Origin of the sequence: Paraburkholderia sp. EG286B, assembly GCF_040965655.1 — a bacterium.
Classification (GTDB): domain Bacteria; phylum Pseudomonadota; class Gammaproteobacteria; order Burkholderiales; family Burkholderiaceae; genus Paraburkholderia.
Window position 1 is genome coordinate 258,488 of the sequence record NZ_JBFRCF010000005.1, and the last position, 16,958, is coordinate 275,445.

Annotated in this window: 16 protein-coding genes; 14 read left to right on the forward strand and 2 right to left on the reverse strand. The window is 59.8% G+C overall.

Going from position 1 to position 16,958, the window contains the following annotated elements:
* The 12 genes from AB4Y42_RS12770 (at position 1) to AB4Y42_RS12825 (ending at position 10,951) form a co-directional block, all read left to right on the forward strand.
* Entirely contained in the window at positions 1 to 429 is a 429-nt protein-coding gene (locus AB4Y42_RS12770; protein ID WP_368688951.1) for a lipocalin-like domain-containing protein, read from the forward strand.
* 9 nt (positions 430 to 438) lie between these two features.
* On the forward strand, positions 439 to 1,398 hold the full coding sequence (locus AB4Y42_RS12775) for a 3-carboxyethylcatechol 2,3-dioxygenase (protein WP_368694374.1): 960 nt from the start codon (positions 439 to 441) through the stop codon (positions 1,396 to 1,398).
* Positions 1,395 to 2,198, forward strand: a complete 804-nt coding sequence (mhpD, locus tag AB4Y42_RS12780; protein ID WP_368688953.1) for a 2-keto-4-pentenoate hydratase — start codon at positions 1,395 to 1,397, stop codon at positions 2,196 to 2,198. The genes AB4Y42_RS12775 and mhpD overlap by 4 nt, the downstream gene beginning before the upstream one ends.
* A 5-nt stretch (positions 2,199 to 2,203) precedes the next feature.
* Positions 2,204 to 3,133: an acetaldehyde dehydrogenase (acetylating) gene (locus AB4Y42_RS12785; protein ID WP_368688954.1), complete on the forward strand. Its 930-nt coding sequence runs from the start codon at positions 2,204 to 2,206 to the stop codon at positions 3,131 to 3,133.
* 11 nt (positions 3,134 to 3,144) lie between these two features.
* Positions 3,145 to 4,164 carry a 4-hydroxy-2-oxovalerate aldolase gene (gene dmpG / locus AB4Y42_RS12790; protein WP_368688955.1) on the forward strand — a complete coding sequence of 340 codons (1,020 nt, stop codon included), beginning with the start codon at positions 3,145 to 3,147 and terminating at the stop codon, positions 4,162 to 4,164.
* A gap of 141 nt (positions 4,165 to 4,305) precedes the next feature.
* Positions 4,306 to 5,379 carry a porin gene (locus tag AB4Y42_RS12795; RefSeq protein WP_368688956.1) on the forward strand — a complete coding sequence of 358 codons (1,074 nt, stop codon included), beginning with the start codon at positions 4,306 to 4,308 and terminating at the stop codon, positions 5,377 to 5,379.
* 67 nt (positions 5,380 to 5,446) lie between these two features.
* A complete protein-coding gene (locus AB4Y42_RS12800) occupies positions 5,447 to 6,580 on the forward strand; it encodes a zinc-binding dehydrogenase (protein WP_368694375.1) in 1,134 nt (377 codons plus the stop codon).
* A gap of 12 nt (positions 6,581 to 6,592) precedes the next feature.
* The gene (locus AB4Y42_RS12805) at positions 6,593 to 7,126 is read left to right on the forward strand and encodes a cupin domain-containing protein (RefSeq protein ID WP_368694376.1); all 534 of its coding nucleotides are present in this window, start codon (positions 6,593 to 6,595) and stop codon (positions 7,124 to 7,126) included.
* A 27-nt stretch (positions 7,127 to 7,153) separates the two neighbouring features.
* A complete protein-coding gene (locus AB4Y42_RS12810; protein ID WP_368694377.1) occupies positions 7,154 to 7,699 on the forward strand; it encodes a hemerythrin domain-containing protein in 546 nt (181 codons plus the stop codon).
* Between the two features lie 26 nt (positions 7,700 to 7,725).
* Positions 7,726 to 8,469: an SDR family NAD(P)-dependent oxidoreductase gene (locus tag AB4Y42_RS12815; protein ID WP_368694378.1), complete on the forward strand. Its 744-nt coding sequence runs from the start codon at positions 7,726 to 7,728 to the stop codon at positions 8,467 to 8,469.
* Between the two features lie 71 nt (positions 8,470 to 8,540).
* Positions 8,541 to 10,076 (forward strand): methyl-accepting chemotaxis protein, encoded by a 1,536-nt coding sequence (locus AB4Y42_RS12820; protein WP_368694379.1) that lies wholly within the window; start codon positions 8,541 to 8,543, stop codon positions 10,074 to 10,076.
* 8 nt (positions 10,077 to 10,084) lie between these two features.
* Complete coding sequence (locus tag AB4Y42_RS12825; RefSeq protein ID WP_368688962.1) at positions 10,085 to 10,951, forward strand: alpha/beta fold hydrolase; 867 nt, start codon at positions 10,085 to 10,087, stop codon at positions 10,949 to 10,951.
* Between the two features lie 287 nt (positions 10,952 to 11,238).
* On the opposite strand, the gene AB4Y42_RS12830 is transcribed toward AB4Y42_RS12825, so the two are convergent.
* Positions 11,239 to 13,233: an ArnT family glycosyltransferase gene (locus AB4Y42_RS12830; RefSeq protein ID WP_368694380.1), complete on the reverse strand. Its 1,995-nt coding sequence runs from the start codon at positions 13,231 to 13,233 to the stop codon at positions 11,239 to 11,241.
* Positions 13,234 to 13,632: 399 nt separating this feature from the next.
* Between AB4Y42_RS12830 and AB4Y42_RS12835 the strand changes: the two genes are divergently transcribed.
* Complete coding sequence (locus AB4Y42_RS12835) at positions 13,633 to 14,259, forward strand: response regulator (protein WP_368688964.1); 627 nt, start codon at positions 13,633 to 13,635, stop codon at positions 14,257 to 14,259.
* A gap of 113 nt (positions 14,260 to 14,372) precedes the next feature.
* On the opposite strand, the gene AB4Y42_RS12840 is transcribed toward AB4Y42_RS12835, so the two are convergent.
* Entirely contained in the window at positions 14,373 to 15,497 is a 1,125-nt protein-coding gene (locus AB4Y42_RS12840) for an ATP-binding protein (protein WP_368688965.1), read from the reverse strand.
* 200 nt (positions 15,498 to 15,697) lie between these two features.
* Here AB4Y42_RS12840 and AB4Y42_RS12845 point away from each other — a divergent pair, with 200 nt between their 5' ends.
* Positions 15,698 to 16,651 carry a hypothetical protein gene (locus AB4Y42_RS12845; protein ID WP_368694381.1) on the forward strand — a complete coding sequence of 318 codons (954 nt, stop codon included), beginning with the start codon at positions 15,698 to 15,700 and terminating at the stop codon, positions 16,649 to 16,651.
* The last annotated feature ends 307 nt before the right edge of the window (positions 16,652 to 16,958 follow it).

The following is a 16,958-nucleotide window of genomic DNA, read 5'->3' on the forward strand; positions in this document are numbered from 1 at the left end:
ATGATGGAAAATCTCGATATCAAAGGCCGCTGGGCAATTCAGGCCTGGGAACAAATATTTGAGGATGGTCGAGTCACCTACCCGATGGGCACCGAGCTCGAAGGGTTCATGGAATACGGGCCGAACGGCATGTTCTGCGCCATTACCAAAAAGGATCGCGCACCGTTCACGACCGGCGGTCAGTGGAATGCATCGGACGCAGAGAAGGCCCTGGCATACAACACGTACCTGACCTACGCCGGCGCTTGGCGCATCGAAGGTAACGTGGTCACGCACGCGGTCAAGCACTGCCTGTTCCCGAACTGGGTAGGTGGCGAACAGAAGCGCTATGCGGAGCTGAAGGGCGATCTGTTGTCGCTGACCACGCATACGCTGGAAGCGGGTACGTCGGAAGCCCGGGTCGCTCGTCTCACATTCGAACGCGTTTAAGGCCTGTGCATGTCAGTGATTCTGGAATGCCTTTCCCATACGCCGCTGCACGGGTATTTCGATCCGAGGCCCGAAGTCGTTGCCGAAGTGGCCAGAATGAGCGCCGCCGCACGGGAACGCGTTCGCCAGTTCGATCCTGAACTCGTGGTCATGTTCGCGCCCGATCATTACAACGGCTTCTTCTATGAATTGATGCCCAGCTTCTGTGTCGGCGCCAAAGCCCGCGCTATTGGCGACTATAAGAGCCTGGCGGGGGATCTAGCGGTTCCGGCTGAAGAGGCGAGGGCGATGGTCGAGTACGTGCTGAACCGCGATATCGATATGGCGATTTCGTATCGCATGTCCGTGGACCATGGTGCGGCACAAGCTCTCGAAGAAGTGACGGGCGGCCTCGACAACTACCCGGTCATTCCTGTTTTCATCAACTCGGTTGCGCCGCCGATGTCGCCGCTGCGTCGCTCGCGCATGATGGGCCAGGTGATTGGCGAGTACCTGAAATCGACGGGCAAGCGTGTGTTGATTCTCGGGTCAGGTGGAATCTCCCACGAGCCGCCGATTCCCGAACTGAAGCATGCCACGCACGAGATCTCGGAGCGTCTGATCCACACGGGTCGCCATCTCAGCCCGGAAGATCGGAATGCGCGTCAGGAACGCGTTATCCATGCGGCCAAGGCGTTCACAGCAGGTGAGGCGCCGGGCATGCGTGCGCTGAACCCAGAATGGGACATGGCATTCCTGAAGATGATGCAAAGCGATCTGCTTGCCGTGGATCGTCTGAGCAATGAGGACGTTTCGCGTGACGCGGGCAAGAGCGCGCACGAGATCCGGGCATGGGTCGCAGCGTTTGCAGCACTTTCCGCGTTTGGCGAGTATGCGGCTGAAATCGACTTCTATCGGGCCATACCTGAGTGGATCGCCGGGTTCGCCTACATGCATGCGGCACCCAAGGCGCAAGGAGAAAACAGATGAGCAAGCAAGCTATCGCGGAACGACTGCGGATTGCAGAAGCGACCCGCCAAACTATCGCTCCGGTACGGGCGGGAGTGACGGTCCCTGCGGTTCATCCGGAAATCGCGCTTGACGATATGGCAACGGCCTATGCGGTGCAGCAGATCAATGTCGAGGCGCGTGTCGCTCGCGGCGAGCGCATCGTGGGTCGCAAGATCGGTCTGACTTCGTTGGCGGTACAGAAGCAATTGGGCGTCGATCAACCGGACTTCGGTGCACTGTTCGCGTCCATGGCGTACGGCGATAGTCAGCCGATCCCGCTTTCGAAACTGATCCAGCCGAAGGTCGAGGCCGAAATCGCATTGGTGCTGAAGCGCGATCTGAAGCACGAGCGTCATACCTTTGCCGATCTGATCGGAGCGACGGACTACGCGGTGGCGGCCATCGAAGTCGTGGACAGTCGAATCCGCAACTGGGACATCAAGTTCGTGGACACGGTTGCGGACAACGCATCGAGTGCCGCGTTCGTTTTGGGCTCGCGTCCGGTCCCACTCTCGCAGCTCGATCTCACCGCGTGCGCGATGAGGCTCGAATCCGAGGGGGAAGCGCTCTCCACAGGCAACGGCGCTGCGTGTCTGGGTAATCCGCTCAATGCCGCGGTATGGCTCGCAAATCGTATGGCTGCACTGGGTGCGCCGCTGCGTGCGGGCGATGTGGTTCTTACCGGTGCGCTGGGACCCATGGTTGCCGTGACCGCGCCCGGCACTTACACGGCGGTAATCGAAGGGCTGGGCTCGGTCCGCGCAACTTTCATCGAGTAACGAATATGGCGAAGAAACTCAGAGTAGCAATCATCGGGTCGGGTAACATCGGCACCGATCTGATGATCAAGATCATGCGCAATAGCCAGGTGCTGGAAATGGGCGCAATGGTCGGTATTGATCCGAAATCGGATGGTCTGGCTCGTGCGCAGCGTCTGGGTGTTGCGGTCACCCATGAGGGCGTTGAAGGCCTCACCCGCTTGCCCGTGTTCAAGGACATCGATTTCGTGTTCGATGCCACGTCGGCTGGCGCTCACGTGAAGAACGACGCCTTCCTTCGCACGCTGAAGCCCGGCATCCGCATGATCGATCTGACTCCCGCTGCAATCGGGCCGTACTGCATTCCTGTCGTGAACGGTGAAGCGAACGTCGATGCACTCAACGTCAACATGGTGACGTGCGGTGGTCAGGCCACGATTCCGATGGTTGCGGCGGTCTCGCGCGTGGCAAAGGTCCACTACGGCGAAATCATCGCCTCGATCTCCAGCAAGTCGGCAGGTCCAGGCACCCGGGCCAACATCGACGAGTTCACGGAAACCACCTCGAAGGCAATCGAAGCCGTGGGTGGGGCATCGAAGGGCAAGGCCATCATTGTTCTGAACCCGGCTGAGCCTCCGGTCATCATGCGTGACACGGTTTACACCCTGTCGGAACTCGCAGATCGTGATGCCGTTGAGGCATCCATTGAAGAGATGGCCAAGGCCGTGAACGCTTATGTTCCGGGCTATCGTCTGAAGCAGAAGGTGCAGTTCGATGAAGTTCAGAACCTGAACATCCCCGGACTCGGCAAGTTGAGCGGTCTGAAGACCTCGATCTTCCTCGAAGTGGAAGGGGCTGCACACTACCTGCCCGCTTATGCAGGCAACCTCGACATCATGACCAGCGCCGGTATGCGTACCGCAGAGCGCATGGCTCAATCCATGATCGGCGCATAAGGGGACTGCAAATGACTCAGGGCAAGAAACTCTACATCTCGGACGTGACGCTGCGCGACGGTTCGCACGCGATTCGCCATCAGTACTCGATCCAGAACGTGCAGGAGATCGCACGCGCACTGGATAAGGCGAAAGTCGACTCTATCGAAGTCGCACACGGTGATGGTCTGCAAGGCTCGAGCTTCAACTACGGCTTTGGCGCACACTCGGACCTGGAGTGGATCGAGGCGGTTGCCGACGTGGTGACGCATTCGACGATCGCGACCCTGCTGCTGCCCGGCATCGGCACCATTCACGATCTGAAGGCTGCCTACCAGGCGGGTGCGCGCGTAGTTCGTGTTGCTACCCACTGCACGGAAGCCGACGTTTCGAAGCAGCACATCGAATACGCACGCGAACTCGGCATGGATACCGTGGGTTTTTTGATGATGAGCCACATGACTACGCCGGAAGCACTGGCCGGGCAGGCGAAGCTCATGGAAAGCTACGGCGCCACCACGATCTACGTCGTGGACTCGGGCGGTGCGCTGTCGATGCAAGACGTCCGTGATCGCTTCCGTGCGCTGAAGGCGGTCCTCGATCCCGCAACGCAGACTGGCATGCATGCCCACCACAACCTGTCACTGGGTGTCGCAAACTCCATCGTTGCCGTGGAAGAAGGTTGTGACCGTATCGATGCATCGCTCGCCGGCATGGGCGCTGGCGCCGGCAATGCACCGTTGGAGGTATTCATCGCCGCAGCAGAGCGCATGGGCTGGAATCACGGCACGGATCTGATGACATTGATGGATGCAGCCGATGACATCGTGCGCCCGCTCCAGGATCGTCCGGTTCGTGTAGACCGCGAAACGCTGGCCTTGGGCTACGCAGGCGTGTATTCGTCGTTTCTGCGTCACTCGGAAGTCGCGGCCAGCAAGTACGGTCTGAACACCGTGGACATTCTGGTCGAACTGGGCAAGCGCCGTATGGTCGGCGGCCAGGAAGACATGATCGTTGACGTGGCTTTGGATCTGCTTAAAGCGAAAAAATAACATCGGCGACGGTTAGCCGTCACGCACGGAGGCGACTCCCTCCATTGCAGAGGGAGTCATATATCGCGGTCCCCAAGGACACAGCGCTAAACACAGCGCCCGTAAATCTGGCGGGTGCTGACAGGCGAGGAGAAACCAGAAGTGAAGATCAAACCATTTGCACTACTGATCGGTTCGGTGGTGGCGATCAACGCCAACGCTCAATCCGTTCAGATCTACGGTCTTATAGACTCGGGTGTCATGTACACGTCGAACGTCGGTGGCAAGAAATTGGTGTCCATCGACCCGGATACTCAAGCACCGGACCTGTTCGGTTTGGTGGGCGGTGAAGATCTTGGCGGCGGCACCAAGGCGATCTTCAAGCTGGAAGGCCAGTTCAACATGAACAACGGCGCCATGATCAACGGTCTGTTTGGCCATACGGCATACGTTGGCCTCAAGGACGAAAAGTGGGGGACGCTGACCGCCGGTAACCAAATCGACTTTATGTTCGATTCGCTGGTTGCACAGCGCTGGGGTCCCGCATTCCCCGTTGTCAACGCAATGAACCTGCGCCAAAGCTCGTTCCAGGGCCTCAATAGCCCGCGCGGCGGTCCCGGCAACGGCTCGTTCGACTTCGACCGTCTCCTGGGCTCGGCAATCCCGAACGCCATCAAGTACACGAGCCCGACGTATAACGGCTTCTCTTTCGGTGGTCTGTACAGCTTCGGCGGCGTCGCAGGCAACTTCGGTTCGAACTCGGCACAGAGCTTCGGTGTGAACTACCGCAATGGTGGCTTCTCGCTGAATGGCGCATACACGTATATCAAGTATCCCTCGCTGAACGACGGTAATGACGGTATTCGCAACTTCGGCGTTGGCGCTTCGTACATCCTGGGCGCTGCTGAATTCGCTGCGCTGTATACGAATACGGCGAATACGCAAAATAGCGCACGCATCGACGTCTACGAAGGGGATTTGACGTATGAACTGTCCACTCCGCTGCACGCTCACTTCTCGTACCAGTACCAAAAGGGCAACGACGTGCTGAACGAGCAGCACGTGAATCAGGAAACGCTTTCGCTGGTCTATCTGCTGTCGAAGCGCACGAGCCTGTATTCGACGCTGGCGTTCCAGCAATCGTCCGGTGGGCCGGCATGGATCCTGATGGCTGCAGGTCCGGCTTCGGGCGGCCGTCAAACTACATTCAGCCTCGGTCTGATTCATTCTTTCTGATCGAGAGCGGACACATAGAGACGGTTCCTGACGCACTGTGCGTCAGGAACATTTTAAGGAGACACGAATGGGCAACGAAGGCCGATACATGCGCGCTGCGCGCCTCCACGACAACACGTCGGGCAAGTTCAGCATCGATACGATTCCGTATCCGACGCTCAAGCGCCCGACCGACGTCGTCGTCAAGCTAAAAGCTTCCGGCATCGTTCCGAATCTGGGCAATGTGATCACCAACTACCGTTCGGAAAAGCCGTATCTGGCGCATGCGGCACTGCCCGCCATATACGGCCTGGACGCAGCCGGTGTCGTGGCTGAAGTCGGTCCGGCGGTGACGGGCCTCAAGGTCGGCGACCGCGTGTACATCAATCCGGGCCGTTCGTGCGGTTCGTGCCACGCCTGCCGCGTAGGCGAGCCCATCAACTGCGAAGCCTACGCATTCCAGGGCTACTTCGGCTTCGGACCGAAATCGCAGTTCCTGTATGAAGAGTACCCGTACGGTGGCCTCAGCGAATACGCTACGGCGCCCGCAGACGGACTGGTGAAACTCGGCGACAAGGTTTCGTTCGAAATCGGCGCGCGCATGGGCTATCTCGGCACGGCCTATTCGGGTCTGCGCAAGGCACAAGTCGCCGCCGGCAAGTCGGTGATGATCATCGGCGGAACGGGAACGCTGGGCCTGTGCGCCACGCTGATCGCACGTGCCATGGGCGCGACGAAGATCCTGGTCGTGGCTCGCAACGAGCAAACGCTGGCCCAGGTCAAGGCAATCGACCCGGCCCGTATCCTGACGTACTCGGTCGCCAACGGTTCGTCGGGCCTGGCTGCATGGGCCAAAGAGCAGACGGACGGCGTGGGCGTCGATTCGGTGGTGGACGCTATCGCTCCGGGTCCGAACATGCAAGTCACCAAAGATGCATTCGGTGCTCTGCGTCGCGGCGGCAAGCTCGTGGAGATCGGTGCCCAGATCAACGAAGTGCCGGTAAACATGCACGAAATGATGTGTTCGGCGTTGTCGGTGATCGGCTCACTCTGGTTCACGGTCGGCGAAGGCCAGGATCTGGTCGCGATGATCGAAGCAGGGACGCTCGATGTGTCGTCTTTCAAGAACCACACCTACACGCTCGATCAAGCAAATGAAGCGCTGGAAGACGCAGCAAAGCGCGTCACGGGCTTCGTCAACGTCGTAGTGATTCATGACTAGGAGATAGACGAAATGGTACGTCGCGTTGTGACCGGCCAAATCAATGGCAAGTCCGTTATCTTGAGCGATTCCGAAGAACCGGGCCATGCGTTCGCAGCCGTGTCCGGTTTCAAGACCACGCAGATTTGGGCAACGAGTCCCGAAACCGTGCTTCCGCATTCGGCAGGGGACCCCGTTGCCGCCGCCGCCACAGTGATGCCGGCGCTGAACGGAACGCGTCTGATGATCGTGCAGTTCCCGCCTGACGCTGTGATGGCTGATCCCGCGTTCGATGGCGCTGCCGCCGGCGCCGAGTATGCGGCGATTCTGCCGGGTCTGGCTGAATGCTTCGAACCCGATGGCTCGGGCTTTCACGTCACCGACTCGGTTGACTACGACATCGTCCTCAGCGGCGAACTTTGTCTGGACCTCGATGACGGGGAAACGCGTGTTCTGAAAACCGGCGATATTGTGGTTCAGAACGGTACGCGTCATGCATGGCGTAACAAGAGCAATGCACCTGCCGTGATGGCTTCGATTCTGATTGGAGCCGAGCGGAAGGCCTGACCAGGTGCCGAAGTGGGGGAATGAAAAATGAACGCTCAACAGACTAGTCACAATGACCATCACGCACACCATGCACAGCGAAAGACCAAACGCGTCGAAAGGCTGGAATGGAGCGATGCTTTGCTACTCGGGCATGGTCCTATGGATGATGAACATCGTGAGTTTGTTCAGGTTGTCACTGCATTGCGCAATAGTACGGCGCACACCGCTTTGGCTGCTCTCGATGCAGTGGAGAAACATTTGATTGCCCACTTCGATCTTGAACATGCGTGGATGGACAAAACGGGCTTTCCCGACGTCTATTCCAGGTGCCATCGAGATCAACACGACGAAGTGCTTGCTTCAGTGTTTCAGGTGCACCAACTGGCAGCTATCGGTCAGATTGGGCTGGGCGCCGTGCATAGGCTCGCACAATCGCTGATGGATTGGTTTCCGGGCCACGCGGACTATATGGACTCGTCCTTGTCCGCGTGGATCAACGGTAAAACGCACGGCGGCCAGGCTGTCGTATTGCGGCGCAATCTGGTGCACGAGGAGCGGGTGCCTGACGAATCACAGGCAGAGGCCGCGTAATTCGCTGTGACAAAACGGAGACAAAGATGTTGATGAAAGGGAAGACTGGTCTGGTGACCGGCGGCGGTTCCGGAATGGGCAGGGCGGCAGCACTGGAACTCGCCAGGGAAGGGGCCGCGGTTGTTCTCGCCGGTCGTGACGAAGAGAAGCTTGTTTCCGTCCAGAAAGAAATCGAAGCCCTGGATGGTCAGGCGGCAGTCTTCCGGGCGGACGTTTCGAAGCGAGAAGACAATCGAGCGCTGGTTGAATTCGTGGAAAAGACGTTCGGTCGTCTCGATTTCGCATTCAACAACGCCGGCGGGCACGGGGACTTCAAACCCATTCACGAAACGCCAATCGATGAGGCGGAATGGGTGATCGATCTGAACTTCAAGGGCGTCTATTACGGTGTCAAGTACCAGGTCGAAGCGATGCTGCGTTCTGGTGGGGGCGCCATCGTCAACAACGCCTCGATCTTTGGATTGCGCGGTATGGATGGCATTGCGCACTATGTGGCGGCCAAACACGCGGTGGTGGGGCTGACACGTGCAGTCGCCAAGGAATACGCGGTTCGGAACATTCGCGTAAATGCAGTGTGTCCGGGAGCCACCGAGACGCCGAACTACATGCGCAGCACCGGCGGCGATGTCCATCTGCTGGATGCGATGATTCCGATGCATCGAATCGGTCAGCCGGACGAGGTTGCGAGTGCTGTGATATGGCTACTGTCGGATCAATCTCGATACGTGACGGGAACGACCCTGAGCGTCGACGGCGGCATGACGATCTGACGTTGCAGGACCGGGTTTTGTAGGCGGCGAAAATACGCTTGTGTCTATTGTATTAATCGGGGAATTGACCTTTGAAGAGCCTCACGATCAAGGCGCGACTGATCGCCGTCATGACTGCGTTGAGTGTGCTGCTGCTAGCCGGGGGCCTGATGGGGCTCTGGAGCATAAGTAGAGTCAACGATTCGCTACACGAAGTCTACGAGGCGAGACTGGTTTCCATTCAACGTATCGATTTAATGAACACAGCGCTGAATCGTCTGCGATTCACCATTGCGTCCTCGGCGCTGGATACGAAGCAAGCGTATATCGATGCGAAGCTTCAGAGCTTCAAGAGCGATATGAAGAGCGGGGATCAAGCTTGGGCGGGTTACACGAAGAACCTGACTCCTGAAGAAAAAGAGGAGACTGACGCTTTCGTGCCGGTATTCGGCAAGTTCGTTGTCGGAGTGGTGCAGCCGGCTATGGCAGCTATGGCAGCCCACGACATATCAGCGATTGACGATATCTCACGAGGGCCGTTGGAAGCCCTTTATGAGCCAGTGCAGGATGGACTGGACCGGTTGGTGCATCTGGAGGGCGAACTGGCTAAACGCGAGTACGAGCGCTCGCAGCAAAACTACCAGATCGTGCGAGTCCTCTGTATTGTCGGCGTGCTTGCCGGTGGGCTGATGGCATTCGGATTTTCCGCCTGGTTGATTCGTGCGATTTCCACTCCGCTCAATACGGCGGTGCAGGTTGCGCAGAACGTGAAGAACGGGAATCTGACCCAACGAATCGACACGCATTCTACGGATGAGACGGGACGAGTTCTGGGCGCCCTGGCCGACATGAGCCAGAGCCTGAGTCGCATCGTGAGCGACGTGCGAAATTCTTCGAACTCGATCAGGAACGCATCGGTTCAAATTGCGCAGGGCAATCAGGAGTTGAGTTCCCGTACCGAGTCGCAAGCAGCATCGCTGGAAGAAACGGCCGCATCGGTTGAACAATTGAGTTCGACGGTGCGCCTCAATGCTGAAAACGCGATCCAGGCCGATACGTTGGCCCGCAGCGCCTCTGAAGTGGCGGCCCGTGGCGGCCAGGCTGTGACGCGTGTTGTCGAGACCATGCAGGACATCAATCGCAGCGCTAATTCGATTTCAGACATCATCGGTACGATCGAAGGCATCGCCTTCCAGACCAATATCCTGGCACTGAATGCTGCGGTCGAGGCTGCACGAGCTGGCGAAGAAGGTCGTGGATTTGCCGTGGTTGCGGGTGAGGTTCGTTCGCTGGCTCAACGTTCGGCGGGTGCTGCAAAGGAGATCAAAGACCTGATCGATGATTCGGTTGGCAAAGTCGGTGCCGGTACGCGTCTGGTTGACGAAGCAGGGACAACCATGAAGGAGGTGGTGCAAAGCATCACCCGGGTAGCGGACATCATGGGGGAAATCAGTTCTGCGAGTCAGGAGCAGGCTCAAGGCATCGAGCAGATCAGCCAGGCCGTGACCCAGATGGATCAGCAGGTGCAGAGTAACGCGGCAATGGTTGAACAGGCTTCGGCCGCGGCGCAACAACTGCGAGACGAATCGGCTCAACTTTCACGGACAGTAGCCATTTTCAACGTTTGAGAACAAATATGAGTTTGCTTTTCAATGAAGTGCAGACCAGCCATGAGGTAGCGGTCGAGGTCGACGGCACCAGGTACAGGGTGCATTACAACGACATCGGGGACAGCGAGGATCCCGTGGTGGTCATGCTCCACGGTTCGGGCCCCGGCGCCACTGGCTGGGCCAACTACTATCGCAACATTGACGCATTTGCTGATGCGGGATACCGCCTGCTACTGATCAATATGCCGGGCTTCGGCAAGAGCGATCCGGTCGTCATCGACCGAGGCTCCCGCTCCGAATTCAACGGTCAGGTCGTTCGCGCGGTTCTGGATCACATTCAGGTCGATAAGGTCAGCGTGGTCGGCAATTCGATGGGTGCCCATTCGGCGACGGCGTTTGCCTTGAAGAACCCGGAGCGGGTCAACCGTCTGGTCTATATGGGCGGCGGTACCGCCGGGCCCTCGATGTTCGTTCCGCAGCCGGCTGAAGGGATCAAGCTCCTGAACTTCGTGTACAGGGAACCCACGCTCGAAAACGTCAAGCGCATGATGAATGTGTTTGTCTACGATGCCTCGGCCCTGACCGACGATCTGCTGCAACAGAGGGTGGACAACATGCAGGCCAGCAAGCACCACCTGGATAACTGGGTGAAGAGCATGGCCGCGAACCCGAAGCAATTCTCGGACTATCAAACGCAACTCCATGAGATCAAGGCGCCTGCACTGATCGTCTGGGGGAGGGAAGATCGCTTCCTTCCCTACGACATGGGTCTTCGTCTGATGGCGGGTCTCCCCAATGCCGAATTCCATATGTTCAACCGCTGTGGTCACTGGGTGCAGTGGGAACACGTGGACAAGTTCAATCGCATGGTGCTGGACTTCCTGTCCAACTAAGCGTCGCTTGTGTGGAAGCCTCCTGGATTGCAAGCGGGGTTCGCCGTCGGCGTCCAGGTTAAAGCTGTGGAGTTGCGCTTGATGCGATAGAGGCGCATCCACCAGTTTCGCCACCGAAGCCCCAGGCCGGGCGTCGGTGGCGCCAGGTACGAACGGTCATGATCCTGCGCGCCCTCCGGATTGCGGTTACAAGTCCCCGTCTACCCCGTACCGGCGCCGGCGATCTGAAACTGAGCGTTTCGAAGCGGCCGCGATTGAGCCATTTTCAACGGACTCAGCGGCACCGATTACGAAGACGTCGTCGCCGCCATGCGCTGATAGACGCGCAGCACCTCGTCGTTGTCACCCGGACGGCTGCCCTCCCAGTACAGTCGCCAGCCTCCGGCGGGCGGCTGTCCCGGCGCAGGTCGACCCTGTTCGATAAGCCAGTTGCAGGATGTGGCCTGAGGGTCCGCGGTGGGCACGTGCATGACCCCGGCGAAGTAATAGAGCATGGGCGCTTCAGACTCGCCGAGCCCGCTGCTCGCCATGCAATCGCCGGCTTTCCAGGTGCCGTTCAGTGTGGCACGCAGATCCTCGAACGGTGCGCGATAGCTCTTCGCGACGTCGAGCCAGGGGAGCAGCAGCGTGCTGACGAGCCCCCATGTGACGATGGCGCCCAGGCACCAGCTGAATACGCCACGCCAGTTGCCCGCTGACTTGAGCCTTGGCAGCAGCAATCCCCACCCGAGCGTGAGGGCGAGCGCCGCGATGATCAGCTTCGGCCGAATTGGCATCACCCAGTCGAGCGGCAGCCAACGGCCAAGCAGATGCAGGGCGCCGTGGGTGTCGGGGGAGGCCATCATCGTCCACCATACGAACCATGCAAGCACCACGAACGCGCCGAACACGATACGGCTCGTCATGTCCCAAACGAGGTGCACCCGTTGCGGCAGATAGCGGACACCCTGCATGGCCAGCAGGGAGAGCGGGGCGATGAACGGCAGGATGTAGAGTTCGCGCACCGTCGCCGACGCCAGCAGTACCGCGAAGCCGATCCCCGAAAACAGCACCGGCAGCGCAACTTCGGGTTCGCGTAGACGTCGCCATGCGCCGCCCGCAAGCGCCACGAGCGCGAGCGGCACGACTGGAAAGCCGACGGTCAACGCCGTGCGCAGCACAAACAGGTGCCCGACGTTTTCCGAGCCGAGCTGCGCCACTGAAAAGCCAAAAAAGCGGCCGATGTTGTTGTCCCACAGCCAGATCCTGAACAGCGTTTCGGAGCGCAGATAGAGGCAAAGCGGCCAGATCAGCGCGAACGGCGCGAAGTACAGCGCGGAACGTGCCAGTGAGCGCGCAAAGCGGCTGCTGCGGCACGCTGGGTAAAGCAGCATCGCCGCGCAGGTGGTCGCGCCGAACACGAGCGGCACGAACAGGCCTTTCGCCAGAAAGGCGATGCCGACGCCAACGCCGAACATCGCAGCGGCATGCCGGGCAGCGCGCCCTTGAATGCGGCTGTCCTCGCAGTCGCTGGACGCATGCTGTGAAAGGGTGGATTCTGGCCATGCGGGTCCACAGTTGCGGTCTCCATCAGGAGAACGACGCAATCCGCCGTCCATCCGCAAGTGAGCGCAGACAAGCTCGTAAAGTGCGCCGAATGCCAGCGCAGCGCCGGCCATCAGCGCGACATCCGTCATCATGTCGTGGACATGCTTGACGACCACCAGCGTGCTGGCGAAGAGCGCGAGTGTTCCGGCCACGCGCGGGTCGGACCAGCGCACGGCGCCGGTAGCGCGCCGGGCGAGACGCGCCGTACAGGCAAGCGTGAGGGCAGCGAAGGCGACGCTCGCGAGACGGGCCGCGTCGTGCAGCGGCAGAAAGCGGCCGAACATCCACGCGAGTGAGGCCGCTACCCAATCGTAGATGGGTGGTTTTTCCACGAAGGGCTGCCCGGCGTTGGTCGGGACGACCAGATCGCCGGTGTCGAGCATGTGCTCGATGATGCCGAACGTGTAGGTTTCGTCCTGCTTCCACGGATCGTGGCCGAGCGTGCCAGGCAGGAGCCAGGCGCAAACGAGCGCGAATGCAAGCAACCCGACGAACCATCGTGAGGCCGCCAATGCCCGCGCGCCTTTGCGGGCACGCGGTAATTCCGGGGTCAATGGCGTGACCGGCGCCGCCGGCCGGTTGCCCGTGGTCAACTCGCGCGCGGGCGGCACGTCGAACCGCGCCGCGCCATGGGAGACGGAAACCTGTTCGATGCTGACCTTTGCGACGCCGGCGTCATCCTTGCTCTCCTGCATGTAACTTCTGCTCCCGGCGCGCGACTATCTGGTCAGCACCTTTTCGTTATGGCCGTCGACGGGACAGCTGCCACGAACAGGATTGTAAGCCCGGATTATTACCAAACATTACGGCCCGGTGTAGTGTATTTGAAAGGTTTGCTTCCCACTGTGCAACGAGATATCTGCGCAAGCCGTCCTGCTTTTCTGATTTATTGGCATACCTAACAAAACGAGCGGCGGCGAGGGTGCGGAACGTCGCGAAGACTCCTGTCATCGGTTAGTCACTCAGGCGATGCATTACCGGTGCAATGAGGCGATTCGGGGCACGACCGCTCGGTGGTTTCTGAAATGCGTTTCTGGTATTTGTCGGTGGGAACAGCCGATGCTGCAAAATAGCCAACTGTTCGGGAAATAGCGATGAGCCGCGTGCTGCTGGCTGACGACGATACAGTCTTTCGTGATGCGCTTCAGACATTGCTGGATGATGCCGGCCATGAAGTCACGACCGCTGGCAATGGCCTGGAAACGGTTTCGGCGGCCCTGGCGGCCACGCCGGAGGTGATCGTCTCAGACGTCCACATGCCCGTTCTCGAAGGGCCGGACGCCGTATCCATGTTGCGAGCCATCCCACGGTTTTGCCATGTTTCAGTCATTCTCATGTCTGGCGACGACACAGACGCCAGTATTGTTGCCGAAGGTTTTCTCCATAAACCTTTCGACCCAGGCATGCTTCTCGATGCTCTTGCGAGCCTTTCAGCGCGCAAGAAGTGTGGAAGCGCAAGCGCGCTCCCGATGTCGCATGGCGTCGCGTACGAGGTGGGCGAAACGGGCATCACATCGGCAATGGCGAATCGGCAGCATCAGCGCGTTGCGCGCGCCTGCGAACTCGTGGCCGAGCAGGAGCGCCGGATATCCGGGCTTGAAGGGCGCGGTGTCGAGACCGAACTGGCAATCGACTTGTACGAGACCATGGTGTGTAGCGCCGCGATGCTGACGCGCTTTGAGCAGATCATGGTGGCCCCGACATTTGCCGCTCCATGCTGAACCTGCACTTGCGATGCAGATTGTCGGCGCGTGCATGGCCCGCGAAGGTGAGCGCGTTCTCCGACTACTTCACGCAGCAACTCTTGTCGCTGTAACGACCTGACGGCGTCACGTTACGGTTTCACACGCGGGAGCGATACCGAAAAAATGGTCTCCGTCTCACTCGACCGCGTTTCGATGGCGCCGTGGTGAGCCCTGGCGATCTCACTTGCGATAAACAAACCCAGTCCGAGGCTGCCCGATCCGTCGTCTTGGTTCTGATCGCCTCGTCCTCGCTCCAGCGGATGAAAGATGCGGGCGAGCGTTGCGGGTTCGATCGCAGCGCCGCTGTTGCTGACGTCAATACGGACATGCGTGACATCGCCCGTCATCATCACGCGCACAGGTGTGTCCTGCGCCCCGTACTTGATGGCATTGAGAACAAGATTTCCCAGCAACTGCTGCAGGCGCTGGCTGTCCCAGACGCCCCGCAAGTCGCCCGCCACGTGCAATTCAATCTTTCTTTCGGGATGAATGGCACGCAACTCGTCGAGTTCCTCGGCAAGCACGTCCGCCAGATCGATATGCGTAGGCGAGACGTTGATGCCCAGGCCCAGTTTTGTCCGGTTGAATTCCGTCAAGTCATCCAGCAAGGCCTGCATCCGGGCTCCGCTGCGTATCAGGCGGCCGGCGGCCTTCGACACATCTTCCCCGGCACTCAGTGCTGCCAGATACGTTGAGGTCACCCGAATCGCCTGGAGGGGGCTGCGCAAGTCGTGCCCCAGCATGCCAAGCAGGAGGTTCCGGTTCTGCTCGATCTGCATGTTGAACGAGGTGACCGATTCGGCGAGCGCCTGATCGATCGCCTCATTGAAACGAATGATGTCGTCGACGTCGGGCGCTTCCGGCGCGCAGGCGTCCATCCACAGACGAAGCACGCTTGCGCGTAACGCGCGATATTCGGCGACGAGCTGGTTGACCGTGAAGCCGGCCCGAGCCCTCAGAAAACCATGCGTTCGCGCGGAGGATTCGGACGTCCCTATCCGTGTGGGGCCCTGGTCTATCGATTTCTTGCGTTGGGCTTCTCGGGTCTGCGGCGTGCGCAAGTCTGCGGCTACGACGTGCAGCATTTGCTCCGCCTCTTCGCGTAACTCTACCGATCCCATAGCGGTCGACGCCGGCTGCAGGGTGGCTGCGAACGCCTCCCATGCCGCAAGTATCGCTTCCATGTCTCGCACGATAAAGTCTGCAAGCCGCATATCCGCCCCTCCATACGGTAAATGGGCTACTGACGGAGCAATCAGCGTACTTATGTTACGCGCATATTGGTCACGGCCTACAATCGAAGGCGTGCCCGGCTTGTTCGTGACCGGTCTATACGACGAACGCGGGCACGAGTTATGCGGCTCGCGCCGACAGGCGGCGAGGACGCCGCCCGCCATTTGCGGAGGGGAAAGTCATGAGGCCAACCGTGTTAGGCGTGTACGACAGCTACGCGAATGCGTGTTCGGGGCAGCGCGCACTGTGCGAGGCTGGGATAGCGCAAGCGGATATTGCCATCTACTCGATATCGGTTGATGCTCCTCGCGAAAAGGGGCCACGTGTCTATGTACAGGGTGCTGTCGATACGCACCACCACAAGAAGGTCTTCGATCGACTGGAGCAGTTGTTCACGCGCATCTTCACGAAAGGAGCGTATCCACCGGATGCGGAGGATTACAGGGAGTTCATCCGTCGCGGTGGCACGGTAGTCAGCGCCGATGTTTCCGAATCGCAGGTCGATCAGGCGATTGACACGATGATCCGCATGGGCGCTGCCGACATCGAGGAGCGCGCCAGCGCATGGCACGCCGGTTCTGCGAAGGCGCAAGGTCCGGAACACACCGCGCAGCCAGGCAGCGCCATGACCGGCGAACGCGCCAAGCCGCACGAAGTCACACATGGCTGGCACGGTGACACGCGGGCCGCATCGGCGGCGCGGCCGACGCCTTCCCCGGGCGCCCCTGCCGCAGCAGGGCGCGGTTCGACCCCGGCCGGGGAGAAGCAGCCGCACACCGCGCAAGCGCACGACGGCAACGCCGCTGCGTCAAACGCCCAGCGTCCGTCGGGGACGGGCTTCATGGGCGACCCGGGACTCGGCGGCCAGCATGACGACCAGCAGCCGTACGACAACGAATTTAGAAAGGACTACGACGCACATTACGCGAACACGGGTGCGTCATTCGACGAGTATCGACGTGCCTATTCACACGGCGCCACGCTCGGACGCGACGAGCGGTTTCGCGGGGCCGACTGGCAGGGCGTGGAAGCAAGTGCGCGCGCGAACTGGGAGTCGCGATATCCGGAAAGCGGATGGGAGCGCTTCAAGACGGCCGTGAGACACGGTTGGGAACGTGTCAGGGGCGGCGGCTAGTATGGAACTCGAATATTTGTCACCTGGCTAGCGGCGCGCCTGGATCTGGATGCATCGACAGATTTGATGCACGCCGCGAGAGCCGGGTCGATTTAGTTAAGACTCCTACTATTTCTGCGAACGAAGCGGCGCCGGGTTCTGGGTGCATGGCGCGCGAGCCCTGTAACTCGTCTGCATGAATGCCCGCGCGAATATCAATCAGCCTGTTCCGGTTGCCAGTCCTGCGCTGCTCCAAACCCGCCCACGCAGGCCATGCTTGCGAATTGAAAGGTGGGTATCCGCAATTACCCCAAGGAAAAGACGCTGG